Origin of the sequence: Rhizobium tropici CIAT 899 (assembly GCF_000330885.1) — a bacterium.
Taxonomy (GTDB): Bacteria; Pseudomonadota; Alphaproteobacteria; order Rhizobiales; family Rhizobiaceae; genus Rhizobium; species Rhizobium tropici.
Genome location: NC_020062.1, coordinates 465395 through 490524 on the forward strand (window position 1 = coordinate 465395; position 25130 = coordinate 490524).

Genomic DNA, 25130 nt, shown 5'->3' on the forward strand with positions numbered 1-25130 from the left:
CGGAACTCACTTCATTAATGGTGTATCACAAATCTGTGTAAGTTCTATATGGAACAAAAATTCGAGTGAATACTCAATCTATATTGCAATTTTACTTGATATATCCGTATTTGTGTAGTTAGATCATCGGCGGATCGGCTCGTCTTCTGATGAGCGCCAGGTTTGATTGCGAATAAATTACGACTGTGTCGATTATTACTATTCCGGTGAACGCCGAGGGAGTTATCTCGTGCTGCGGCCAAGCCTCGACGATGTCTACAAGAATCTTGGCGAAATCGACCTGATTTCCACCGATGTATTCGACACACTGCTGTTGCGTCGCGGAACGTCGCAGCGTTCGCGCATTGCCGCCGGCGAAACCCGGTTTGCCCGCCTCCTGAAAGAAAAGGGACTGTTTGTCGAGAAGGCTGAACTGGTCAGGTGCCGCCTTCTCGCGCAGAAGTTCGCCTATCGTGCGCTCAACATGGGCGGCGGGGTTGGCGAAGTGCAACTGAGCGACATTATCTGCAGGCAGCTCCAATTGCTTGGCTTGCCGGACGATCTTGTCGGAGAGCGCATCGCCATAGAGCTTTCGGTCGAGAAGACGGCTCTTCGCGCAAACGCCTGGCTTGCCGCCCTGCTGCGGCAGTTTCGCGAGGCGGGAATCCGTATCGTCGCCGTCAGCGATACAGCGCTTTCCGCTGCAGAGCTTACGGTGCTGATCAATCATTTTCATGGCCCAGGCCTGATCGATCGCGTCTATTCAAGCGCCGACGCCCAGGCAAGCAAGCGCTATGGCGCATTGTTCGCCGCCATGCTCGAGAACGAGTCCGTTGCTCCATCTCGCGTCTTGCACATAGGCGATGACGATATCGCCGATTTTCGAATGCCGGCCTCGATGGGGTTGCGCACACTTCACCTGCCCAAGAGCCGGTTGGAACGCTACGCCTCGCGCCTGGACGGCGCAAAGACCGAGGCGATCAGTCGATTGGGGAGGCAGCCTTGGCGGAACGTCCCTCCGCCACCCACTCTAAGCGACAAGGTCTTGTTTGGCCGAGATGTCTTCGGACCGATCGTTGCAGAATTCTGCCTCTATATCTGGCTCTATGCTGCGCAGGCCAGACTTGGGCATGACACCGCGCTGCTCTTCTGCGCGCGCGGCGGCATCGGCATCCGCGAGGCGTTCGAGCGCGTCGTGCAAAAGCTGGGGCTTCCCCTCGATCTCAAGCGTGACAATATCCAGATTTCGAGGCTTGTCGCCGCGCGCTCGGCGGTCGTCCTTCGAAGCCCCGCGGTCCTGGATGAGCTTGGACGCGAATTCCAGGGTGGAAGCTTTGCAGATGTGGCTCGCGCCCTGGGCGGGCGTGCCTATGAATTGCCTGATACCTGGCGCCATATATTCGATCCCGCGCGGTTCTTCGCCCTTCTGGACACGGATGCTGGGCGAGACGTTCTCGATGACATTCGCAAGCAGAACGCTCTCTTTGCTCGCCACCTGGAACAGATCTCTGCCGGAGCGCAGCGCATCATACTTTGTGATACCGGCTTTTACGGCAGCACGCAGCGCCTGCTGTCTGCGGGGTTTCCTCAACAGCGCTTCGAGACGATCCAGTTTGCCCGGTGCAACTACAAGGGTCTGAGTGAGGATCATTTTCCCAGGGTCGCCGGCCTTGTCGTCGAGCAGAATCTCTATAACCCTTTCAAGCCGGAAACCGTCATTCTACGGTACTGGCAGATCATCGAAAGCCTGTTCGAGCCGGCACTCTCTTCCGTTCGTCATTTCAGTGAGACAGCCGAGGGTGCCGTCGTCTCCAATGCCGGGGATATCCGGTTCGGCGCGGTGGATCCGTCGGCCGGAAATCCGCTTCTGACTGGCGCGCTGCAATATATCGAACAGGTCGAGACGGGAGGCCAGGTTCTGCAGGATGCCGGGCGTGCGTGGCTTCGTCTGAAGCAGGCGATCATCAATCCAAGCCCCAGCGATGTTGTCGCGCTCGACGTCGGCGCCCGCTCCGTGGATTTCGGCCGCTCCGATCTTGTTCAAGTGCTCAATCATTCGCAGAAAGTCGCCCTGGCCGCGAAGCTGATGTCGGTGAAATCCCATCTTTGGCGCGAGGGCGCCATCGCTCGTGATTTTCCCCGCTTCAAGCCGCCGCTGCTTGCGGCGCTGGAAATGGCGCATGTGCTGCGAGGGGTCTCGGCCCGGCTGTATCGCTGAACAACGGAGGCTGCCAAGGATATGTACATGAGTGATATGGCGCATAACTGTCTCTCTAGGAGAGCGACGGATCCCGGATGGGGAACGGGGATCGTTCCGGCTCGCAAAGCCTCGGAGCGGCCGTCAGCGATGAGCTGCTTTCGACATCAGGTCTATGCGTTGCGCCGTCGCAGCCGCGGGCCGGGGCCCAGACAGACGGAGCATTAGGATCGCATGCTTGCGTTCAAAGCCTTCAAGGGAGCCGGTTGGCTCGTCGTTTCACGCTTTATCGGCCGCCTCGTCGATTTCTGCACGCTTCTGCTCTTCGCTCGTATCCTGACACCCGCCGATTTCGGCTTGGCGGCACTGGCAATGTCGCTTGTCGTGGTTGTCGATACGGTGTTGGAAGTGCCTGTCACGCAGGCGATGGTTCGGCTCGATATGGTCGACAAGAGTCACCTCGATACGGGCTTTACGCTGAGTGTCGTAAGAAGCGGCCTGATTGCGCTCATCGTCCTGGCCGCCGCCTGGCCCTTCTCGTTGATCAATCACAATCCGCAACTCACTCCGCTGATTGCCGTTCTGGCGATCGGGCCGATTGCCAGGGGTTTCTGTAGTCCGGCGATGGTACATTTCGTCCGGGAGCTCGGCTTTCGTCAGACCTTCCTTCTGGAATTCAGCGGAAAACTATGTGCCTTTGTCATTGCGATGATCACGGTCTTTTCGGGAGGCAGCTATTGGGCAATCGCCGCGAATTTCGTCACCAATTCAGTGGCGGCTGTGGTAGTTTCCTATCTGCTTGCACCATATCGGCCGGCGTTTTCGCTGCGGCGTCTCTCGGATTTTGCCGGATTCGTGGGATGGTTTAGTTCCGCACAATTGATTTCGGCGCTCAACTGGCAGTTCGATCGCTTTCTCATCGGTGCGACGACCGATAGCACGACGCTTGGACGCTACGCGGTTGCCAGCGATGTCTCCGTTGTTCCAACACAGTCTCTCATCGGTCCCGCACTGCAGCCAGTCATGGCTGCATTCTCGCTCATAACTTCGGATCGGCAGCGAATGCGTCTGGCCTTTCTAAAGGCGGCTCGGTTTGCAATGCTCATTTCCGTCCCGGCGTGCATTGGAATATTTCTGACGGCAGATCTCGTTACCGATCTCCTTCTCGGAGAGAAATGGAAAGATGCTGCTCCCTTACTGAGCCTTCTATCCTTGTCCGTGATCCCCATACCTTACTTTCAGACGCTGTATTCGGTCAGTCTCGCGCTTGATCGCCCGCATGTCCTCTTCCGGCTCAACAGCATCGATTTGTGCCTGCGGATCACACTGATATCGATTGGCTTCTATCTTTTCTCGATCACGGGCGTCAGCGCAGCAAGAGTGCTCCTTTCAACCATCATGTTCGCGTTCTATCTGCGTGAGGTGCGGCGGCAGCTGGAGCTTGGAATAGGGACCCAGCTGAAGAATCTCTGGAAAATCGGCGTTGCCGCCGCGGTGATGGTCCTATGGGTCGTCATGTTGCGCGACGCATTGGCCGGGCGTGCCTTGAACCACGTTTTCGAGCTTGCCTTCGTTGCGGGAACCGGCGCGGCGGCCTATGTCGGTACGCTGCTGGCGCTCGGCATGCGCCTGATCGCGGGCCAAGGGCGGTTCGAATTGGCCGATCGCCGGTGATCCTTCGCTTGTACCGCGCGTGAAGGATGGCTTCGTTACATCAAAGCCTGCAGAAGTCCGACGGTCGAACGGTTGCCGCCGTTCAGCCGGTAGGCGAGGCCGCGGCGGGCGTTCCGGTTCGGCAATATCATCGTGAGCAGGCAAAATGCCGCAATCGTCCCCTTGGTCTTCAGCGGGTATTGCTGGTGTTGGAGTTTTCGCAGCAGAGAAAGGAAGCACTTGATCGGGGGGCGCCTGCCTTCCGCGATCGCCAGATAGAAATTGCGCTCGATATAATAATAGGCCTCTTCCGGTCGAACGAGCGCGTCTGCGCGTCCGGTTGGCTCCAGAATTCGGCGCAAGTGCTCCATCCTCATAACAAAGCGGCGTAGTTCCTGGCGCAACGGGGCTGGATCGACCGCGCGTCCTAGTCCGGAAAAATTTTTGCCGTGGATGCGGTAGCGCCCAAGCCTTTGCGGCAGGCTGACGATATCGCCCATGAAAGGGGCGACGAAGAGCGGCAATCCGTCGATTGCCGGATCATAGTCCATTTCTCTCAAATACTCGCAGACGTCGCGTCTGAAGACATTTCCCGATGTCGGAGGACTGGTATAAACACCCGTATGCAGCACGCTGTCTGCAATCACGTGGCGATCTCGAAATCCTTCGAGGGTCGTGCCGGCGCCGAGAGTGTCTCCGCGATGATCGATCCGTGTCAGCGAGAATTGAAGTTTGGCAACGTCGTCGTCCAATTCCGACAGGATGGTCGCAAGGGAGCCCGGTGCCAGCTCGTCATCCGCATCCAGAAACAGTACGAAAGGTGCCTGCGTTCGCTCCAGGCCATAAAGGCCGGCCGCCCTCTGACCACTGTTTTCAATGCGATAGGCTGCGACGCCTTCACGTTGGATAACATCCCACGACATATCGGTGGAACCGTCGTCGATGACGACAAGTTCGCATTCGTCGCAATCCTGCGATACGACGCTGCGGATCGCATTCGCCACATAGGTTTCATAATTCCAGCACGTGATGACGACGGCAATTCTTGGCGGTTTCATCTGGATTTATCTTATTGAAATAGCGGGTGCCTTGAAACAAGTTCTACCGGCTTGATTTGACATGCATCATGCCTTTGCCAGATCGATGACCGTGCCGATGACATTGGCGCCGGCGCGTCGCAATTGTAGCAAGGTATCGTTGACTTGGTCGGTCGTTGTCCTGCCGGCGCTGGCAATCACCACCACGGCATCGGCGTGGACAGACAGCGCCACCGCATCCGACGAGCTGCCGACGGGAGGCAACGCCAGGAGTACGTCGCCTCTGGTTCTTGCCGTCTCCACGATCCGTCCCGCCCTTCTGTCGCGGAAATCGACATAGAGATTTGTTAGTGCGTTGGTGGAATGGATCGGAAAACGGGCGATGCCTTGTCCGTCATTGCGTCCGTTGGAAAGCAATATCTGCTCGGGCCGCATATCGTCGACGAGAGCATCTGCCAGCGATGTCATCAGCAGATCATCCGACTCTCGATTGCTGTGGTTGTGCTGGCCCGCCTCGTCATAAAAGAGGGTGACATGCCGGCCGCTTCGGCTGAGGAATTGCGCCAGGCTGACGCCCATCTTCGAGATGCCCTGCCCAGGCTCCCATCCGGTAATCGCAATGATGAGTCCTCGTTCACTTCGGATCGTCGAGCATGCGATCTCGATGGATGTCCTGAGATTGTGAATGGCCATGGCATAGGCGCTGCCCGGCTGATTGACGACAACCGCGGACTTCCTGCTGTAGGTTCCACGCAAGGTGCTCGTCCGGCCAGCCGGATCCGGCAGGCTTCCGAGACAGGGTACTCCCGTATCCCGCGCCAGATCTTTCGCATTGCGAACCTTGCGATCGAAGGCGATATTGAGAACGATGATCGAGAAGCCGAAGAGCACGCCGAGAATGCCGCCCAAAACGGTAATCAAGGTGGCGCGTGGCCCCGATGGACTGAGCGGTACAAGTGCCGCGCCAATAATTCGCGCATCGCCATCGGGCGTCGGTACCGCAGGCAAGGCTCCCAGCTTCATGGCATCGGTCGCGGCGGTAACCTGGGCTGCCAGCGCGTCAAGGCGCCACTGAAGTACCTCGGTTCCCGCCCGAGCCATTTCGTCTTTGAAGCTTACAGCCTGCAGGATGTAGGCGGAAACGGTAGCGTTCGCGATGCGTGCCGCAAGCGTCGGATTGGACGAGGAATAGCTGATCTCGATAACATAGGATTGACCGACACGGCGAGCGTCCAGATGCTGCGTAAAATTCGAGAAGGCTGCTTGGTACGCATCGCCAGCCGAGCTATTTGCCGGTGTGCCCGACGTGGTATCGGAACGAGGGGCTTTCCCCGTGTCAGGGCTGCTTATGGCAGACCACACGTAGTTTATTGCACCCGTTATGTTGCCGATGACAAACGCACTTATGCTTGGCGGCTGCGGGCCAAGCTCCGGGTTGCTGGCAAGATTGAGGCTGCTGAATACGGCCGAGAGCAGACGTTCGGAACGGATGATTTGAAGCTCGCCGTCTGCTCTGTTGAGGTCGAAATTCTGGGCGTCCTGGCTTGAAGTCAGAGTGAGGTGGCGAGGTTCGAGCAAGACGGTGGCCGTCGCCGTGTAGGTGCGCGGCAATGAATGCGCATAGGCTGCTGCCAGGCCGACGCCGACTGCCGTGCAAAGAATAAGCTTCGTCTTGTGCCGCAGCGCGAGCATGCACAGCGATCGCAGCAGCGCGACCGGCCCTTCGCTGGTCTTGTCCGTGGGCAGTTCGTCCAACCGCCAAAGCCGTGACGACCGTTCCAGTAGAGACGGGGCGTTTTGCGTCATCTAGTCCTCACCTCCGACTTGAGTTGTTCTGCGTTGCTTTGCGTCGGCAATTTTGCCGCCCGTTCGGGTTCAAGGCGCCCGTAAAGGAGATCTTTGATTGCAATGAGATTGCCTTTTGCGCGACCCCATCTGTCGATGAACGGTTCCGACCAGACGGCCCGCGAAAAGTTCATGGCCATGTTGCAGAAGATGTGATTGGCGACCATCGGGCCGGTCATCGTTCCCTTACGCAGCATGTAAATGGGGTTGATCACCTGCGAATAACCAAAGCGGTCCCCGCTGACGCGGCCGCTCTTCACGCCCATATGCACCCCGAAAGCTTCCGCACATTTGACGAAGCGCCCCCCGCGCTTGCCGAGGGCTGCAGCAAAGTCGCGATCCTCCAGCCAGCCATAAAGGACAAGACGTTCGTCGAAACGCGTTTCGCCGATCGCTTCCGCCCGGAAGGCCATGTTGCATCCGTAGGGGCTGTAGGGCTCTACCCAGGCCCAGTCGCTCGTTGGGGCGGCCTCGATAAGACGCAAAGCTTCCTCGAAGCCAATCCCCGGGCCGCCGACGCCATCGGCGAGCACCCGGCCGGTGAAGCCCACGATCTGATTGTCATCGCGAAACGCCCTTGCCGCCGCCGCCAGCCAATTCGCGTCTGCCAGGAAATCATCGTCGAAAAAAGCGACGATCTCGCATTCCTCGGGGATGTTCAAAAGCGCGGTATTTCGCTGCTTCGTCAACCCCCCGGGGCCTGTCACCACGGTCACGTCGGGATGACCAATGAGATTGCCGGCATCCGTGGCATCGATACAGGAGACGATGACTGTTTTAGGTTTCAACGTCTGCGTGGCCAGCAGGTGGCGCACGGTCGCGTCTACGGTCGCTGGCCGTCCGCGCGTTGCGACGATAACCGCAATATGGGGGGTGCCGATTCCGGAAGGCTTATAGGTTTTCGGCCGGGCGATGGGTTGAGCAAGCAGCTCCATGTAGCCGGCGGCTGTCTGCGACCAGGAGAAATTCTTGATCTGGTCGTATCCCCGTCCCATCAGATCGATGCGCATTCCCGGGGATTCCTTCAGTGCTCGGATTTGCCGAACCCATGCCGCCGGATCGGTCGGCGAGGCAAGCAGGGCGGCGTCGCCGCAGACTTCCGGTATGCTTGCACTGTAAGAGGCGACGACAGGGCACCCACGCGCCATCGCCTCCACGATCGGCAGGCCGAAGCCTTCCGTTAGGGATGGAAAGGCAAGACAGAGCGCTCTTTCGAGCAGGTAAGCCAGGTCGTGATCCGAAACGCGCCCTATCATATGGACGTTCGGCCTTTCCTTGAGTGCGCCGGGAACGAAAATTCCTGCATCGCCACCGGCAATCACGATATCGATGCCCATCTCATCGAGGCCCGGTGCGGCGTCAACGAGCAGGGCAAGGTTCTTGTGCCGCGCCTTGGATCCGAGTGCCAGGATGAACTGACGATCGCATCGCTCGAAGGTTTCGGCGACGAAGCCCGGCGCAATCTGCGCAAGTGCTGGATTCCAGCCAAATGCATGTTCGTGACCGTTGGGAAGAACGGCGATGTCTTCGATCCGGATCGGCAGATGTCTGGTGATCTGGCGTGCCGCTGCATGCGACACGGTGACGATGCGGGCCGAGCGTTTCACGAGAAGCGGCTGGAGCGTCTGATAGACGATCCGGAAAGCGCGGCTATAGCTATCCGGCGTCGTGAAGACGTTGGCGTCGTGAATGCATACGATTTGATCGGCCTTTGTTGCCGGCGCCGTGTTGCAGAGGTTGAGAAGGCGGCCATGCCATTGAGCCGGCAAGGTGATCTGTTCCCACGGATGGCCGGAAAGCGCTCCGGATTGCATAAGCGGCATATGACTGAACCCCGGATCCGTTGTCCCGGAAGGGGCAATGATCGCCGCCCGTTCATTGGCGGCGGCAAGCGCCGTGTTGAGCGCGCGCACCACATTCGATGCGTAACGCTGCACGCCCGTTGGGTTCTGACCGAGGAAGCGGCCGTTGACCGCAAAAAGGGCGCCAGCGCTCATATGGTGACTACTCCTATAGGGCGACCGGTGCGTATATGTTGTCTGCTGCGTTCCGGCAGGGCCGACGCCAGTCCGGCAAGCATGCAGAAGAATAGACCCTGATCGATGACGGGGCTGACGAGCATATCGCCGACAAGGAGGCCGAAGCAGCCGTTGCAGGCCGCCAGCCGCGCATCCGCGGTAAGGCTGCCGGGGGTTCCACGCTTCCTGATCAATGCTCCGAAGGCGAAAAGCAGATAGAAAATCGTGCCGGCGATGCCGACATTTGCGAGAAGGGCAAGGGCAAAGCTGGAGGTGCGAGCAGTGCCGAGACCGACGCCTACGCCCATGGTGTCAACGACATTCTGGATTGCGGCCATGTTCCAGGAGCCCCGCTCAACGGCGGAGTCGGACGTGGATTTGCCGAGTGCGATGATGTCGATGTAATTATATACGGTCTTCGACACCTCAGGATCTATCGCGATCAGTAGCGCCGCCGCGGTCGCAATCGTCGGTATGAATACGATCGCCAGGGTACTGAAGCGGCGGGCATTCTTATGCCCTCCGACGGCAATTGCCGTTAGGTAAAGGATCAAACCCATCACGGGGGCGCCTACCAGGCCGGTTGAAGATGTTGACATCACAACCAGGATAAGCGACGTCACGGCGACAAAACCAGTGAGATAAGGACGGCGGCCACAGAGCCAGAGTGTGCCGGTGAAGGCAAAGACGCCGAGGGTTGAGCGTGCAAAGGAAGAGGCTTCGGTGAATGATCCAACGATGCGTTTGACGCCGGCAATCTGATCGTCGGTATGGAGAACATACTGGGCATTTCGTATGAAGGCGAGCATGCCTTGTGTGCCCGTGGAATAGGTGGCGACGTCAAGAAATGCAAAGGCAGTGTTGGCAACGGCATAGGCAAGAAGCCCGGTCAAGACCGCGTTAAAGCCGCGCCAATTGGAGGCAATCGCAACCGTCAACGCGTAGCAAAGAAGATTGCCCACCATGTAGACGCTTTGCGTAAGATTGCTCGAGACAGGAACAAGCGGAACCGTCGATCGGCTATCGTCAAATATTGTCGTGCCGAGGGGTACGATCTGGGTGACGCCCGACAGAATCCGCGGCGAAAAGTATGCGCTCAGCACGCCATAAAAGACAAGGAGGGCGAACCAGAAGCCAGGTTCGCCGAATTTCAACGCGTGGAGAAATTCGCGTGTTGCGCGTTCCCGCGTCATGACACCCAATAGTAGGAAGCCGAGCATAACATGGCCGGGTTGAATATTGGCGGCTCCGACGAACATTGCCGCTGCCGATCCGAATACAGCCGCCACTCCCAGGGCTATGACGGTTGCACTATCGCTGAGGAAGAGGCAGAAGAGCCCGCATAGAATGGCAACGATACCGATCGGCTCGATACTCATGGCAGAGCCTCGCGACCACGAGATCGACGCTGGACAGCGTTGTGGTTCGGAGCGCCTCGCGAGTCGGACACGTCGGAGCGAAGCTGCAAATCTGCCGCATCGCAGGCGCCGGCATGGGTTTGCGCTGATGCCATGGATGACTACTCTGCAAGAACGAGAAGAGAGTAGCCGCCAAGGATTCGCACTGCCAAATCCGGATGAATCGAATAAAGCAGCCTGCGCGGCAGCCGCATCAATGTGCTGCTGAAAGCCTGATTGGGTAATTCCAGGCGGCTTGCAGTATATGCATAGTCGATAACGGAGTAGCCGCAGCCCCGCAGGGTAGCCAGCGCCGTATCCTTGAAGAAATAATGTAGATGCCCGACATTATCGCGCAAATTCGCGATCGGCCAAGCACGCAGGACGGACTGCACGGAAAGGTCGAGCGGGATATGGAAGATCTTGTAGCGACCGCAAGAGCGCAGCCCCTTGATGAAGGAAATATAGTCTTCGACATGCTCGATCACGTCGGCAATGACGACGACGTCGAAAGTACTATCCTTCTCCTCAAGTATATCGCTCAGTTGAAAGGAAACGCGACTGGTTTCCTTCGTCTTTGCTCTTTGATAGGCGTGGGGGGAAATCTCATAGCCGGTAAAATGTGCCTTTGGAAAGGAGCGCGACAGATTCAGGAGGATTTCACCTGTACCGCAGCCGACTTCGCAAAGGCTGTCGAAGTTCAGCCGATTTTTGCGAATAATCGCTTCGATCTGATGTGCCTTCCACGGGGAATCCTCCTCGTGCCACGTCGGGTTCAGTTCGGCATATTGGTCGGTGAGATAGATATCGTGCAAAGCTAACCCTTCCCTGCCAGGAGTTATACCTCCTGTCGACTGCCGAGGAGGTTCTGGAAATCTATACTGGGTCGTTTGGTAGCTACGGCTTACGAAAATGGAAGCTTACGCAGCTCGTATTCAATCGCATGTAATATGCATCCGAGGCAGCCGGATCAGTAGCTGCCTCGCGATGACAAGACGGCCGGAATGGTCTTGGCCATGATCACGACGTCGCCCCATAGGCTCTGTTCGGCAATATAGCGCACATCAAGTGCGATGCGCGTATCATAGCTGGTGTCGCTACGGCCGCTGACCTGCCAAAGGCCTGTCAGGCCGGGCCTGACGCGGATATAGTCGGCAAAATGTGCCCCATACAGCTCGGCTTCGCTTGTGACGATCGGCCGTGGCCCGACAAGGCTCATTTCTCCACGTATCACGTTGAAAAGCTGGGGAATTTCATCGACGCTGTTCTTGCGCAGCAGCCTGCCGAATTGCGTGACGCGGGGGTCGTCCTTCAGTTTGCGCGTCGCGTTCCACTCGGCCCTGAGGGAAGGATTGGCATCAAGATGCTGGGCTAGAACTTCCTCGCCATTTTTGACCATCGTTCTGAATTTGAGGCAGGGAAACAGGACCCCATTTTTGCCCACGCGTCGATGCGAATGGAAGATCGGTCGCCCCTGCGTTACCAAAAGAATAGCCACGACCATGACAATCATTGGCGCCAATACAACCAATGCCACTCCGGCCAAGGTGGCATCAACGCAACGCTTGGTGGTGCTGGAGGTTGGAGTTCTGTTGTTTGCCCGACGAATGGACGTGCCGCTGCGGCGACGCGTCCCCAGATCGCTCAGTGTATCGAGCTCACGTCTAACGTTAATTTCCCTCATCAGCTTGCCCCGCATTCGGAAGAAACAAAGAAATGTCGTCAGCAATGTTTAGAAAGGCGCTGTCCCGCGCCGAGATCGAATGTAGTTTGAGATTAACAAATAATAAATAATTTGACAATGTCTTTGTTGCTCTGCAATATATGTGCATTATTTCCGATAAATTCGAGTTATTACACAACTTATTTTTGTATATCTTGATATATATGGCGGTTATCGTCTCTATATATATTTAGTTGTGTGAATGGTGACCGGAACATAAGTTCGCGTTATTTAGTGAGTACTTGTTGGCAGGGGAGCTTAGCGATGGCAAATGCGACCGGACGGCCCACAGAGCCCTTGGTTTTGAGTAAGGAAGAGCGGGATTATCTGGAGCTGCAAGTGCATCGGCGTCGGGCGGCAACGCGCTCTATGGCCGAACGATGCCAGATCATCCTTTATTGCGCAGATGGCATGACCAGCAAGGCCGTGGCGGCGAAGCTTGGAATCCATGAGAACACCGTCGGCAAGTGGCGGCGGCGCTTCTTGAAAAATCGTACTGACGGGCTTCTCGATCAGGAGCGGCCGGGTCGGCCGCGCACGATCGATGACGAGCAGATTGCGGCCATTATTGAGCGCACCCTTCAATCCACCCAGGACGCCACCCATTGGTCAATCCGTTCGATGGCGGCGGCGACGGGATTTTCGCATACGACAATTCGCCGCATATGGGCGGCGTTCGGTCTGCAGCCCCATCGCATGCAGACATTCAAGTTATCAACTGATCCGCTTTTCATCGATAAAGTCATTGATATTCTTGGGCTTTACATGTCTCCGCCCAATCGTGCACTGGTGTTGGGCGTCAATGAGCGCGGCCTTCTTCAGGAGCTTGAGAACGAGCGCCCCGCCACTTCGTCAAGCCACTACGGAACGGAAGCTCACGTCGATTCCGCTCCTTGGCAGGGAACCGTCTCACTGGTCGGCGCCCTCGATATCGTTTGCGGTTTTGTGGTCGATAAATATCACAAGCAGCATGGTGCCGGCGAGTTTCTGGAGTTTCTGAAACAGATTGATGCAAGCGCCCGGCCCGAGATCGATATTCATATCATTTTGGATAATAGCGAGGTGCACAAGAACGCGTTGGTTCAGTCATGGCTGATGCATCGTCCTCGTTATCACCTGCATTTTACACCTACGCCGGTTTTCTGGTTGCGTCAGGTTGAGAGCTGGTTCGGAGAAATGAGGCGCAGGCGGGCTACTCTTGGCGCTCAGGCTTCAGCAAGCCAGTTGGAAGCTGATATGCGGGCTTTCATCGAGCATCATAGCGAAAGCATCAGCCCGTATAAGTGGCTTAAATCCGATACGGCTCATCTCTCCCGGCACACGTTCCGGCAGAAAGGCGCACCGGATATCAAGGCGCTAAGCCTGAATATATCGGAGCGGCTGAATAAATCAGTATAACTCCAGACTATACATGGAATGCAGTATAACTGTTCTGTTCATGGGGTGCTTCATGCGTGTCGCAATCATACATTATTGGTTGGTTGGAATGCGTGGAGGAGAAAAGGTTCTTGAGGCCCTTTGCCGGATGTACCCGGGTGCCGATATCTTTACGCATGTCTACGATCCCTCTGTTATCTCCGAAATCATTAAGAAGCATCGCGTCCATACGACATTCATAGATCGGCTTCCCTATGCGAAGCGGATGTATAAGAAATATCTTCCGTTGATGCCCATGGCGCTCGAGCAGGTCAATCTGAATGAATATGATCTTGTTATCAGCAGTGAATCAGGGCCAGCTAAAGGAATAATACCCAATTCAACGGCTCTGCATGTGTGTTACTGCCATTCACCGATGAGGTATATCTGGAACATGTATAATAGCTATTATGATAGTTCCGGCCTCATGACACGCCTGATGATGCCGCCACTCGCCCATTATCTAAGAACATGGGACGTGGCTACTGCCAATCGCGTCGATGATTTTGCTGCAAATTCGCTGACAGTTGCCCGGCGTATCAAGAGCTACTACCGGCGAGATGCCGAAATCATCCACCCGCCGGTCGACACGTCTGCATTTCATCCTGTGGCTCAGTCGGAAGTCGGCGATCATTATCTTATGGTTGGCGAACTCGTCAGCTACAAGCGACCGGACCTTGCCATCGAGGCGTTCAACCAAATGAAGATGAAGCTTGTCGTTATCGGCGGTGGCGAAATGCTGGAACGATTGCAGAAAATGGCGGGGCCGACAGTGACGATGATGGGGCCGCAGCCGTTTCGGGTTCTGCAGGAGCAATATGCGCGCTGCAAGGCATTGGTCTTTCCGGGCGAAGAGGATTTTGGAATCGTGCCCGTCGAAGCAATGGCGAGCGGTCGACCGGTTATTGCGTTCAATCGCGGAGGGGCAACAGAAACGGTCGTTGCCGGGAAGACAGGCATCTTTTTCGAGTCCCAGACGGTCGATGCATTGATCGAAGCGGTGGAGCATCTCGAGCGTATGGATCTCCGTCCAGGTGACGCCGTTGCGCGCGCTGCGGAATTCAGAACGGAAATCTTCATGAGAAGATTTGCGTCCTTCGTCAACAGATCGACCGGTGAACAGCCAAAAGTCGTTCATGGCTAGGTGTATGATGGGAAGGGCGGCATTCAATAAGGCGCCTTCGCCGTCGAGTAGGAGTGGAAGCCATGGAGCTGAATAGATCGGTACGAAGGGCAGGGGGCCATGGCAATATAGCCGAGAAAAATAATCGGCCTCCCGGATATGGGTTGTCCATTCTGGCTGCGGTTGGCATGGCTTTCGTGCTAGGCTTGTCGAGCGCTCATGCGGATGACTATATCCTCGGCCCTCAGGACAAGTTGCGCATACGCGTATATGAATGGCGTCCGATGGCTGGCTCCGCTGTCGAATGGCAGCCGTTGACCGGCGAATTTGTCATATCGGCATCGGGTAACCTGTCGCTGCCTATCATCGGGACCGTACCGGCAGCCGGCATGACTTCCGAGCAGGTCGCCGAGAGCATCGGCGAGCGGTTGAAGACGCAGGTCGGCATGCAAAAGCGTCCCAACGCCTCGGTGGAAGTGGCGCAATACCGGCCATTCTTCCTGACCGGTCTGGTGGCCAAGCCCGGGCGTTATGATTACAGTCCTGGCCTTACGGTCATTCAGGCCCTCAGCATGGCCGGAGGGACATTCGGTGTCACTGACCCGACGCTTGTCGGTCTGCAGCGAGAGGCCGTGGTCGCCCGGGGTGATCTGCGCTCTTTGGATGTCGAGCGGCTCAGCCTTCTGGCGCGGCAGGCGCGTCTGGACGCTGTCATCGACAACAAGCCCTCGATCAGCTTTCCGCCGGAGTTGATGCAGCGTGCAGACGATCCGCTTATCGCCCGCATGATGGACGAAGAGCAGGATTTGTTCGATACGCGACAGCGTTCCTTGCGCACCGAGACCGATGCGCTGAACCAGGCAAAGCTTCTCGCCAGCAATCAGATCGAAGCTCTCACCTCGAAGGCCGCTTCGCTTGCAAAGCAGATAGAGCTCGCCACCAAGGATGTCGGAACGGTCAACAAGCTGATCTCCCAGGGGTTGACCGTGTCATCGCGCGAGCTTAACGCCAATCAGAACCTGGCCCAGCTCGAAAGCCAGAACCTTGACGTGGCACTTGCCAATCTCAAGGCACGGCAGGACATCGCGAAGGCGGATGGCGATATTGCCGATGTCAGCAATCGTTATCGTACGCAGGCATTGACCGAGGCGGCAGATGTGCGCGATCGCCTCGCAGCCAACAGGGAGAAGTCAGCAACGACCCAAGCTCTGCTCGACAATATTCAAGCGCGTGCCCCCGCGGCTGCGGCAAGTCTGGCAAGCGAGGATCCGCGACGCACGCTCAAGACCACGATAGATCGCATCGTCGACGGCAGCTTACATAGCATGGCTGCGAGCGACAATGATCCGGTCGCGCCCGGCGATGTCATTCGCGTCGAAGATGAAAAGCCGCAGGCGCTGACTCAAACGACAGACAATGGGTTAGGCCCGGCATTGTCTCCGTGACGGCAAAACGGTTCCGTAGATTCGGGCAAATCCAAAAAGGCCTGCAAGCAGAGGATGCTTTTAGAGCGGCTTTCGCATTCTGCGCGTATCGATCGCAGCCAATAATCATCTCAGAGTAGTAATTTCGCTCTCATCGTTAGTCTTTCTCTGAAAATTGGGCGTATAACCGCATAAGCGGGAAATATTCGACTTGTCCCAGAGGCGCAGATCACGGATACTATGAATAGGTATTATTTTTGATCGAAGATGAACTACTCGGAGCTAGACGTTTGATGGCTTGGGGTCTCATTGTCTCTTTCGCGGTCGGGGCTTTATGTGCCCTAAGAGTACCAATTCTGCTTTTTACGATCATCGTCCTCATTGTGATGGTCGGTTATGCACTTTCCAATATCGGCTCTGGTAGCTCTCCACTCGACATCTTAGCATGGTCTTTCATTCTGGCTGCCGTGCTCGAGGCTGGGTATATTTTTCCGCGCATGTTACTTTACGTCATCTACGTAAAAGTGCTCGGACGGGATATCGGCAGGTCGAACTCGAGGAACGGGTCAGACCTCTTCACCAACAACCTGTTTCAGGCCCGTTCGGATGCAAGGCTTTCTGCGAAAGCTGAGCGCGGAGGTGTCGATAAAGCTCGCCCCGGCATGCCGGACTGAAAGAAAAGCCGCGCTGATGGCCTATGCCTTTGTTTCGCGAGGGAGGCCGAGCGTCGCTCAGGATTCAGGCGCTATAATTTGGGGCGTTTCTCCGCTTCTCAGTGTCCGCGAAACATACCAGCCGTCCCATTGCGAGAACTGCGGAAATACGCGTCTGTATCCCTTGCCTTCAAGGAGCGTCTGGATCGCCGTTTCGGTCTTGGGATTATTCTCCACGGAAATGAGCTGAAATTCACGGCTGAAACTATAGGCAGAAAGTATGTCCAGCTCACTGCCTTCCGTATCTATCGAAAAGTAGTCGATGACGGTTGGCGCGTTGTAGGTATCAAGCAGGTCGTCCAGCGATATGGTCTCTACCTCGATCTGTCTCCCCTGACTGCGAACGCCGGAAAAATGATCTCCCTGAGAAAAATCTGCAATGGAGCTCAATTCCGGGTCAGTTTCATCCGTGACGATGAATTTGACTGTCGCGCCGGAACTCGATGATACGCATCGATGCTCGATGGAGGCGGATCTGTTGGCCGCCAGATCGGAATGCCAGATCGGGTTCGGCTCGGCGAGGATCCCATTCCAGCCGAACTTCTTTTCAAGGAGCCAGCTGTTGCTATTCTTCAAGCCATTGGTCGAGCCGAATTCCACGAAAAATCCGTTTCTTTTCTCTGCCAGCTCGAAACAAACCCAGAGATCCTGCATGATCTGCGCGTGCGACCAGCTTCGCCTGGCCAGGCAATAGCTGAGGAACCTGGCATTGTCGTCCAGTATGATGTCGGCTATTTCCGCTCTGTTCAGGCGAATGGCGTTGAAAATAGCTTTTTGCAGAGTTTTATTCTTATGAAACCTGCCAACAGCAGATGATAATCCAGACAGCATGAATTTCTTGGCATCAAACATCTTGGCAATCCAAATATTCTGCAAGGCTAAGTTAGCGCATTATTCGCTCTTAACCAATCGATATTCCTAGTCTTGGGTCCGGTTGTATCGTTTGCCAGGCAATCCGAAGCGGAAGGAGATCATGCATAGACATCATGGGAGGCAATGCGCATGCTCATCGAGGCATCGCGTCGAGCTCCGCGACTCCGTCGAGCAGGCGAGATTTGGCAAATGTTATCTCGAAAGGCGGCCGTACGGCGAATACGGCGCACTACCCTCACGGAAGAACGAACGACGCTTCCGTCGCGGTCTCCCGGCAATAAAATAAGAAAGTATAGGAGGCGCGCCTCAGGGTGCGTCAGCGAGCGGCGCGGTCCGATCGTCTGCCCAGCAAGGAGGCTCGAATGAGTTCCGCTTTGTTCACGACCGGCGGCGGAGGCGGCTCTTCGCGCTGAGCTGTCGCCTTGGCGTGTGTCTGACGCAGCGCGATCAGGCGCTGCTGCGCGGCAAGCCTGTCCTCTGCCGAAAGCGGCTCGATGGGATTGCCGGCGAGATCGTGCCGCATGGAGTCCAATTGAGCACAGGCATGATAGTATCGCTTGGAATGCAGAAACGCGCTGGTGGCGCGACGAAGCGACATGACTGGCACATCAGGCTTCAAAAGCGGACGGATTTCATTCCAGAGGCCCAGCGCAAAGGGACGAATTGGATCACCGGCCTTGACGGGCAGAATGCCGATGGGGCGAAGCAGGAGCGTGTTGATCGCAGCTGCCTTCTTGATGTCGAGCTCCGTCGCCACGATCGGCTCGCGATTGGTCGTCCAGGGTTCTTCCATCAAATCGTTCCTCTGCGTGCAATTCCATTACGGTTTGATTGTGAAGTGATTTTGACGGGACGGCAATGAAATCCGCCGCCGCTTGTTCGCCCTCACGCCAAGCCGACGTCCATATATGAGGTGCGTTGTTCTGCAGCAAGTTTGGTTAACGAGATTTTCATAGTTGGCTGGCTAGTTTTTGCGCCGCCGCGATAGGTAGCGCGTACGCGGCGCATCCTCTCTCAATCTCGAATTCGTAACAAGCGGTCCCGCGAAAATGTCGCAGGGTCTGAGCCCTGGGTGACTCTTGCCGCATAGGTGGCGAAGAGGGTCAATCTTTGCAGGCTCGTCTCTGCAGGGTTCAGTCCTGGCCTGCAGCAGGATGCGGGCGCTAAGCTCGCGAAAACGGCTTCGATCAGTTTCTTTATCCGCCGCGGTTGCGCCATCAAAATAATTTTCTTCCGCCTGTCGGAATCGCCTTCTGTCGGTCGTCCTTGGAGCATCAACCGCTTCAATCTGGAGGAATATCGTGGAAAATGCTCAATCAGTTTGGCAGATTGCCGCCATTCTCGCCGCTCGCTTGATCTTCGCTGCCGTCTTCGTGATGGCTGTCTCGTTCAAATTCATGGATATGGGCGCGACCGCCGGCTATATCGCCGCCGCCGGTTTCCCGTTTCCATTGTTCCTGGCCTGGTGTGCTGCGATCCTTGAAGTGCTGCTCGTCATTGCCTTCTTGACCGGTGCCCTGTTTACCCCGGCGGCGCTCGTTGCAGCCGTTTATGTCATCTTCCTCGGATTCTCGTTCCACGGTCCGGCGCGCTGGGCCGGCAACCAGGCCGAATTCGGCTTTTTCGTGGACCATTTCGTTTTCCTTGCGGGGCTGCTCTTCGCAGCGGTGCATGGGCCAGGCAGCGTGCTTGTCGCAAAGTGGGCACTCCGGCCGGCCAAATATGACGCGGCTTCATAATAATTTGAAGCTTGCCGCACTATTTGCCCTTTTACCTACAGATCGTGATGCGTCGGCGCTGGAAGAGGTGGTCTGTGAAGACCGCAGCTTGCGGCGCCGCTGAATATGCGCGAAGCCGAGTCTCGATTTTAGCGAAGGCTCGGAAGCGCCGTTGATTTACCTGGCAGGCCCCTTTACTTCTCTCGCTGAAAGAAGAGGTCAGCCAGCCATGGATCATGAAACAAGCCTCCGAAACGAGCGCAAGCGCGGCTCCGGCGTGAAGGTGGTCTACGATATCTTGCGCGACGAGATTCTGGATCTGGAGCTGCCGCCGGGCAGCCCCATCGACGAGGTGCAGCTTTCCGAACGTTTCGGCATGTCGCGCACGCCGATCCGTGAAGCCTTGGTGCGGCTGGCGGGTGAGGGGCTGATCGATACGCTGCCCAATCGCTCGACCATGGTGTCGCAGATCGACTTCCTCAACATGCACAGCTATTTCGATGCGCTGGTGCTGATGTATCGGGTCACGACGCAGCTCGCGGCGAAATATCACCGTCCGGAGGATCTGGAAGCCGTGAGGGCTCTCCAGGCTGAATTCGCCAATGCGGTCGAAGCGCAGGACGCGCTTGCCATGATCTCGACCAATGCCGCGCTGCATCTTGCGATCGCAGAGGCCGGGCGCAATCCCTATTTCACCAGCCTTTTCTCGCGTTTGCTGAACGAAGGTCGGCGCCTTCTGCGCCTCTATTATCAATCCTACAACGATCGGCTGCCGCGCCGCTTCGTCGAGGAGCACGATGAAATCATAGCCGCGATCGAGGCGCGGAATACCGAGCTTGCCGAGCGTCTGGCGCGCGAACATGCCGAACAGATCGTCAGCCAGATCCAGAAACTGCTGATGCGCGAGGAGCGTCTGGACGTCAGTCTTTAAGCTGCATATTTCTTGTCGACAAATTAAATACAAAGATATATGAATGCTGCACAGACGGTGAGGCGTGGCGGCGAATGCGGCTGGTTGCCGATCCACTCGAGCCCAAGCCACAAGAGGATAGACAGATGACCGCAAGCATTTTCTCCGGCGTAATCCCTGCCTTGATGACCCCGTGCAAGGCCGATCGCAGCCCCGATTTCGATGCGCTCGTGCGCAAGGGCAAGCAGCTCATTGCCGAGGGCATGTCGGCTGTCGTCTATTGCGGCTCCATGGGCGATTGGCCGCTGTTGACCGATGCGCAGCGCATGGAAGGGGTAGAACGGCTGACCCAGGCAGGCGTACCTGTCGTCGTTGGCACCGGCGCCGTCAATACGGCCTCGGCCGTTGCCCATGCCGCGCATGCCCAGAAAGTGGGCGCCAAGGGCCTGATGGTGATCCCCCGCGTGCTGTCGCGCGGCTCTGTGATTGCCGCGCAGAAGGCGCACTTCAAGGCGATCTTGTCAGCCGCGCCCGATCTTCCCGCCGTTATCTATAACAGCCCTTATTATGGGTTTGCCACGCGTGCCGATCTGTTCTTTGCGCTGCGTGCCGAGCATCCGAACCTCGTGGGCTTTAAGGAATTCGGCGGCCCCGCCGACATGCGCTATGCTGCCGAGAACATCACCAGCCGCGACGATGAGGTATCACTCATGATCGGCGTCGATACCGCGGTCTTCCACGGCTTCGTCAATTGCGGCGCGACCGGTGCTATCACCGGCATCGGCAACGTTCTGCCCAAGGAAGTCATCCATCTCTGCAATCTCGCGCAGGCTGCCGCCAAGGGTGATGTCGATGCGCGTCAGCGCGCGCTCGAGCTGGAGCAGGCGCTTGCCGTCCTGTCTTCTTTCGATGAAGGTCCGGATCTGGTTCTCTTTTTCAAGTACATGATGGTGCTGAAGGGCGACAAGGAATACGAGCTTCATTTCAATGAAAGCGATGTCTTGAACGAGAGCCAGCGCGGCTATGTCGAGACGCAGTTCAAGCTGTTCAACAGCTGGTACGCCGAGTGGAGCAGGCTTCCCGGCGCCGTGGAAAAGTATAAGGCCTAAGCTGTTACAGTCAGCTTAGAGCATGTCGCGCAAAAGTGTGCAGCGGTTTTGCGACAACGACATGCGCAAAATGAAAGACCTAAAGCGCGGGAAGCGAATCTGAAAGATCGCGACGCGCTTTAGGCTTGATACGCGAGAGGCCCCGCGCGGCCTCTTTTTATCTTGTTCTGGCCTTCACTTGCATATCAACGTCGTTCAGGCCACGGCATCGAGGCCAAGCTCCTGCAGGCGATCGAGCTGGCGCATCTCCTCTGATGTCAGTGGGATACCATCCTTTTCCGCACGGGCGCGAGCGTCGAAACGACGTTGCGAGGGCAAGCGCGCGCCTTGGCCGACAATTGCTTCGAACAGCACTTCGGCACGGGCAAGCGGGTTTCCTGGTCGACCCGCCGCAAAAGCCTCCGGCGAGAAGGCGACGATGAGTTCGCCGTGGCGTGGCGCAAACGCGGTCGAGCCGAGATAATCGAGTGCCTCGCGGCTGGTGAAATCACCGATCATGATGCCAGCCAGAAGTTCGATCATGGTGCCGATCGCCGAACCCTTGTGACCGCCAAACGGTAGCATAGCGCCCGCGAGCGCCGCTTCCGGATCGGTCGTCGGCTGACCATCGGTATCTATCGCCCAACCCTCAGGCAAAGGCTTGCCGGCGCGCCGATGCAATTCGATCTCGCCGCGCGCCGCAACCGAAGTCGCGAAGTCGAAGACGTAAGGCGGATTGTCGAGGCGCGGCCAGCCGAAGGCGAATGGGTTGGTTCCCAGCAGCGGCGCCGTGCCCCCTGCGGGCGCGACGGTGGCATAGCTGGGGCACATGGCAAAGGCGGCAAGGCCACGCTCCGTCAGCGCTTCCACCTCCGGCCAGAGTGCTGCGAAATGCGTGCAGTCGCTGATAGCAAGTGCAGCAATGCCGAAATGGCGAGCCTGTTCGGCAAGTACAGGTACGCCGAGCTCGAAGGCGGCATTGGAAAAGCCGCTCCTGGCATCCACGCGAACGATGGCCGAGTCGGCTAGGTGCTCCAGTTCGGGCACTGCATCCGGCCGAGCTTTGCCGGCCTTGACCGTGCGCAGCACGCCTTCGATGCGATAGATGCCATGCGATTTGCAGGCATCCCGTTCGCCCGCGACGATCGTCCGTGCGATCGCAGCTCCCTGTTGTGCATTGAAGCCGGCTTTGGAAAGGATCAATTGGACGCGGCTTTGCAGTGCAGCGGATGTCAGGGTGGTCACATCGGTCAATTTCGGTTCTCCCTTATTATGCTTGCTTGCATCATAAACATGGAAATTATAAATACAAAAAGAATACAAAAAATCGACATGCGGGTTAGCTGTTCCGTCTCGTATTTCGGTTTGCCATAACACTTGACGATAATTGCTTAACCTATCGATATCCGCGCTTGATCCCGTACCGGGAGGAGGGATGCCCATGATCAGCCTTAGCTCTGGAATAGCGTTTGCCGGCGGAGCGACGCAGATTGCGGAAATACAGAGATGAGCAGACCGGACGTTATCGTCATCGGGGCCGGCGTGATTGGTCTTTCCACTGCGATCGCGGCTCAAAAGCGCGGCTTGCAGGTTGTGGTCCTCGATCGCGAGGGACCGGCCGCAGGCGCATCGGCGGGGAATGCCGGCGCTTTCGCCTTCACCGATATTCTGCCGCTTGCCTCTCCAGGTATCCTGAAGAAGGCGCCCAGGTGGCTCCTCGATCCGCTAGGGCCGCTCTCGGTTCCCCCCGCCTATGCGCTGCAGATCGCGCCTTGGATGTTCCGGTTCTGGCGGGCCTGCCAGCCGTCGCGTGTTGCCCATTCCATCGCGGCCCAGACAAGCCTCATGGATCTGTCCAAGGCGGAACTGGAGCCTTTCCTTGCTGCCACCGATACGCTCTCGATGCTGCGCAAGGAGGGCAATCTGCAGGTCTATGAAAGCGAGGCGGAATTCCGTGCTTCGCTGCCCGGTTGGGACGCACGCCGCAATCACGGCATCGAATTTCAGCACCTGAAAGCCGACGAGATGACGGCGATTCAGCCCGGTTTGGCGTCGCGCTTTATACTCGGCACCTTCACGCCCGGTTGGTATTCCATCGCCGATCCCAAGCTTTATACGCTAGCGCTTGCAGAGCATTTTCGCGGCTGCGGCGGTGTCATCGAGATGGCGGATATCTCCGCACTCCGCGCGATCCCGGCGGGTGTCGAAGTGGCGGCATCGGATGGAAAGCTACGCCAGGCCGGCAAGGTCGTTCTGGCCGCCGGCGCCTTCTCGCATCGGATCGCTAAAACGCTGGGCGAGCGCATCCCGCTTGAGACCGAACGCGGCTATAACACGACGCTTCCTGCCGATGCCTTCGATCTGCGCACGCAGATAACGTTTGGCGGCCATGGCTTCGTCGTCAGCAAGCTTTCCACCGGCATCCGCGTCGGTGGTGCGGTGGAGCTGGGCGGACTGGAGTTGCCTGCGAATTTCCGCCGCTCCGAGGCCATGCTTCAGAAGGCCAGCACTTTCTTGACCGGTTTCAAACCGGAGGGCGGGGTGCAGTGGATGGGCTTCCGGCCGTCGCTGCCGGATAGCCTGCCCGCTATCGGCCAGGCCAGGGTTACGCCGGATGTGATCTATGCCTTCGGCCACGGCCACCTCGGCCTGACCCAATCGGTCGGCACCGCACGTCTGGTCGCCGATCTTTTAACGGGGCAGAGGCCGGCGATCGATCTGGCACCCTTCTCGCCGCAACGTTTCTGACAGAGCCGCAGGAACATGCCTGCTGATCTATTGGGGCAGACGGCGATCGACCCCTCGCTTGCCGTCCACCGTCTGAGTTTTCTTGTAGGCCGGTCGATGCCGCCGGGACTTAGCCCGGCGCGTGAGCGCCATGTTCCTGTCTTGCAAGCAGCCTCAGCCAGGGACCGCAATGAAACAGGCTCATGAGCAGATACATCGGCACCATTCCACCGAGCGTGGAACCGTCGGCTGCCGAGCAGATTATATCGCCATTTGCGCCATAGGCCGATAACAGGGTCATAAAGGCGAAGCTCGGAGCTGCCGCCAAAGCCAGCCATCGGCTGGCGGTGACAGGCAGGTTACGGACAGCGGGATGTGCGCCGGCCCCTTTGTTGCTTTCGGATAGGCGGAACATCAGTTTGCCCCGTAGCGATCGTGGTGCTTCCACCATACGCCGGTCTCGTTACGGCCGAGCGGAGCGCGGTCGAGCCACTGATACATGCCCCAGAGACCGTCGAGCCCGCGGGCATAGGATGAGTAGGTATGATAGACGTCTCCGTCCTGCATGGCGAAGGCGCTGACGCCGGGCCGGTCACGCGTGTAAGTCGCGATATCCGTCCCCGTCATTGACGCCATCAGTTCGACCGGGCCTTCGCTGCCGCGCAGCTCCCATTGCTGTATCGTCTTGCCCGCCTGAGCATCGAGCATTGGCGGCTCGCGGCGATAATTATATTCGATTTTGCCGCCGCTCTGTTCCTCCGGCGTGAACCAGACATTGAAATCATGGTTGAAATCACTGTTTGCCGAAGAGGCCCAGTCGAAAGTCCAGCCCATGCGCCGCTTGAACTCCTGCAGCTTTTCGAGCGGTGCCCGGGAAATGGCCGAGAAGGCGACATCGTGATTTTCAAGATGCACGGCGATGCCGTTGAAGCCGTCTGCGATCGATGAGCAGGATGGGCAACCGGCCGTATAGTCCGGCCCGAACATGAAATGATAGACGATAAGCTGCGAGCGCCCCTTGAAGAGACCCGAGAGCGGAACGACACCTTGGTCGGTCTCGAGACGATAGTCCTTTTCCACCTTCACCCAGGGCAATTCCTGGCGGCGGGTTGCAATCTCGTCGCTGCGTCGCGTCAGCTCCTTTTCCTGCTCGAGCAGGGAAAGTCGTGCCGAAAGCCAATCTTTGCGTGTTCCAGTCGCGTGCATCGTCATGGTTGATCTCCTCTTGTCAGCGACATCTATCCTGTCGGCGCTGCGTCTTGCCTGCCGATGTGCGATACCTTACGGCT

At 57.4% G+C, this 25130-nt stretch carries 21 protein-coding genes; 10 read left to right on the forward strand and 11 right to left on the reverse strand.

Features of this window, described 5'->3' with window-relative positions; translation table 11 throughout:
• Positions 1 to 229 precede the first annotated feature (229 nt).
• Together RTCIAT899_RS24265 and RTCIAT899_RS24270 are read left to right on the forward strand one after the other, a co-directional pair.
• Positions 230 to 2197, forward strand: a complete 1968-nt coding sequence (locus RTCIAT899_RS24265) for a hypothetical protein (RefSeq protein ID WP_015342453.1) — start codon at positions 230 to 232, stop codon at positions 2195 to 2197.
• A 213-nt stretch (positions 2198 to 2410) separates the two neighbouring features.
• Entirely contained in the window at positions 2411 to 3850 is a 1440-nt protein-coding gene (locus RTCIAT899_RS24270) for a lipopolysaccharide biosynthesis protein (protein ID WP_015342454.1), read from the forward strand.
• 35 nt (positions 3851 to 3885) lie between these two features.
• On the opposite strand, the gene RTCIAT899_RS24275 is transcribed toward RTCIAT899_RS24270, so the two are convergent.
• From RTCIAT899_RS24275 to RTCIAT899_RS24300, 6 genes are all read right to left on the reverse strand, one after another.
• Positions 3886 to 4887, reverse strand: coding sequence for a glycosyltransferase family 2 protein (locus RTCIAT899_RS24275; RefSeq protein ID WP_015342455.1), 1002 nt, complete (start codon positions 4885 to 4887; stop codon positions 3886 to 3888).
• Between the two features lie 66 nt (positions 4888 to 4953).
• Complete coding sequence (locus RTCIAT899_RS24280) at positions 4954 to 6672, reverse strand: Wzz/FepE/Etk N-terminal domain-containing protein (protein WP_041678141.1); 1719 nt, start codon at positions 6670 to 6672, stop codon at positions 4954 to 4956.
• Positions 6669 to 8708, reverse strand: coding sequence for a glycosyltransferase (locus RTCIAT899_RS24285; protein ID WP_015342457.1), 2040 nt, complete (start codon positions 8706 to 8708; stop codon positions 6669 to 6671). The genes RTCIAT899_RS24280 and RTCIAT899_RS24285 overlap by 4 nt, the downstream gene beginning before the upstream one ends.
• Positions 8705 to 10108, reverse strand: a complete 1404-nt coding sequence (locus tag RTCIAT899_RS24290; RefSeq protein ID WP_015342458.1) for a hypothetical protein — start codon at positions 10106 to 10108, stop codon at positions 8705 to 8707. The genes RTCIAT899_RS24285 and RTCIAT899_RS24290 overlap by 4 nt, the downstream gene beginning before the upstream one ends.
• 140 nt (positions 10109 to 10248) lie before the next feature.
• The gene (locus RTCIAT899_RS24295; protein WP_015342459.1) at positions 10249 to 10941 is read right to left on the reverse strand and encodes a class I SAM-dependent methyltransferase; all 693 of its coding nucleotides are present in this window, start codon (positions 10939 to 10941) and stop codon (positions 10249 to 10251) included.
• Positions 10942 to 11096: 155 nt separating this feature from the next.
• A complete protein-coding gene (locus RTCIAT899_RS24300) occupies positions 11097 to 11810 on the reverse strand; it encodes a sugar transferase (protein WP_081598452.1) in 714 nt (237 codons plus the stop codon).
• Between the two features lie 303 nt (positions 11811 to 12113).
• Between RTCIAT899_RS24300 and RTCIAT899_RS24305 the strand changes: the two genes are divergently transcribed.
• The 4 genes from RTCIAT899_RS24305 to RTCIAT899_RS24320 all read left to right on the forward strand — a co-directional run bounded on the left by RTCIAT899_RS24305 (position 12114) and on the right by RTCIAT899_RS24320 (position 16486).
• Complete coding sequence (locus RTCIAT899_RS24305) at positions 12114 to 13247, forward strand: IS630 family transposase (RefSeq protein ID WP_015342461.1); 1134 nt, start codon at positions 12114 to 12116, stop codon at positions 13245 to 13247.
• A gap of 52 nt (positions 13248 to 13299) precedes the next feature.
• Complete coding sequence (locus RTCIAT899_RS24310; RefSeq protein WP_244441550.1) at positions 13300 to 14409, forward strand: glycosyltransferase; 1110 nt, start codon at positions 13300 to 13302, stop codon at positions 14407 to 14409.
• 143 nt (positions 14410 to 14552) lie between these two features.
• On the forward strand, positions 14553 to 15833 hold the full coding sequence (locus tag RTCIAT899_RS24315) for a polysaccharide biosynthesis/export family protein (RefSeq protein WP_015342463.1): 1281 nt from the start codon (positions 14553 to 14555) through the stop codon (positions 15831 to 15833).
• 272 nt (positions 15834 to 16105) lie between these two features.
• Complete coding sequence (locus RTCIAT899_RS24320) at positions 16106 to 16486, forward strand: hypothetical protein (RefSeq protein ID WP_015342464.1); 381 nt, start codon at positions 16106 to 16108, stop codon at positions 16484 to 16486.
• A gap of 57 nt (positions 16487 to 16543) precedes the next feature.
• Here RTCIAT899_RS24320 and RTCIAT899_RS24325 read toward each other — a convergent pair whose 3' ends face one another.
• Together RTCIAT899_RS24325 and RTCIAT899_RS24330 are read right to left on the reverse strand one after the other, a co-directional pair.
• Complete coding sequence (locus tag RTCIAT899_RS24325) at positions 16544 to 17377, reverse strand: FkbM family methyltransferase (protein ID WP_015342465.1); 834 nt, start codon at positions 17375 to 17377, stop codon at positions 16544 to 16546.
• Between the two features lie 337 nt (positions 17378 to 17714).
• Positions 17715 to 18191, reverse strand: coding sequence for a ProQ/FINO family protein (locus tag RTCIAT899_RS24330; RefSeq protein WP_015342466.1), 477 nt, complete (start codon positions 18189 to 18191; stop codon positions 17715 to 17717).
• A gap of 508 nt (positions 18192 to 18699) precedes the next feature.
• Here RTCIAT899_RS24330 and RTCIAT899_RS24335 point away from each other — a divergent pair.
• From RTCIAT899_RS24335 to RTCIAT899_RS24345, 3 genes are all read left to right on the forward strand, one after another.
• Positions 18700 to 19137, forward strand: a complete 438-nt coding sequence (locus tag RTCIAT899_RS24335) for a DoxX family protein (RefSeq protein ID WP_015342467.1) — start codon at positions 18700 to 18702, stop codon at positions 19135 to 19137.
• Between the two features lie 208 nt (positions 19138 to 19345).
• Positions 19346 to 20047: a GntR family transcriptional regulator gene (locus RTCIAT899_RS24340; RefSeq protein WP_015342468.1), complete on the forward strand. Its 702-nt coding sequence runs from the start codon at positions 19346 to 19348 to the stop codon at positions 20045 to 20047.
• Between the two features lie 125 nt (positions 20048 to 20172).
• A complete protein-coding gene (locus RTCIAT899_RS24345) occupies positions 20173 to 21135 on the forward strand; it encodes a dihydrodipicolinate synthase family protein (protein WP_041678143.1) in 963 nt (320 codons plus the stop codon).
• 195 nt (positions 21136 to 21330) lie between these two features.
• On the opposite strand, the gene RTCIAT899_RS24350 is transcribed toward RTCIAT899_RS24345, so the two are convergent.
• On the reverse strand, positions 21331 to 22368 hold the full coding sequence (locus RTCIAT899_RS24350; protein WP_015342470.1) for an Ldh family oxidoreductase: 1038 nt from the start codon (positions 22366 to 22368) through the stop codon (positions 21331 to 21333).
• 252 nt (positions 22369 to 22620) lie between these two features.
• Here RTCIAT899_RS24350 and RTCIAT899_RS24355 point away from each other — a divergent pair, with 252 nt between their 5' ends.
• Complete coding sequence (locus RTCIAT899_RS24355) at positions 22621 to 23862, forward strand: NAD(P)/FAD-dependent oxidoreductase (RefSeq protein ID WP_015342471.1); 1242 nt, start codon at positions 22621 to 22623, stop codon at positions 23860 to 23862.
• A gap of 109 nt (positions 23863 to 23971) precedes the next feature.
• Here RTCIAT899_RS24355 and RTCIAT899_RS24360 read toward each other — a convergent pair whose 3' ends face one another.
• Both RTCIAT899_RS24360 and RTCIAT899_RS24365 read right to left on the reverse strand, forming a co-directional pair.
• Positions 23972 to 24256, reverse strand: a complete 285-nt coding sequence (locus tag RTCIAT899_RS24360; RefSeq protein WP_015342472.1) for a hypothetical protein — start codon at positions 24254 to 24256, stop codon at positions 23972 to 23974.
• Entirely contained in the window at positions 24256 to 25053 is a 798-nt protein-coding gene (locus RTCIAT899_RS24365; protein ID WP_015342473.1) for a DUF899 domain-containing protein, read from the reverse strand. The genes RTCIAT899_RS24360 and RTCIAT899_RS24365 overlap by 1 nt, the downstream gene beginning before the upstream one ends.
• Between the last annotated feature and the right edge of the window lie 77 nt (positions 25054 to 25130).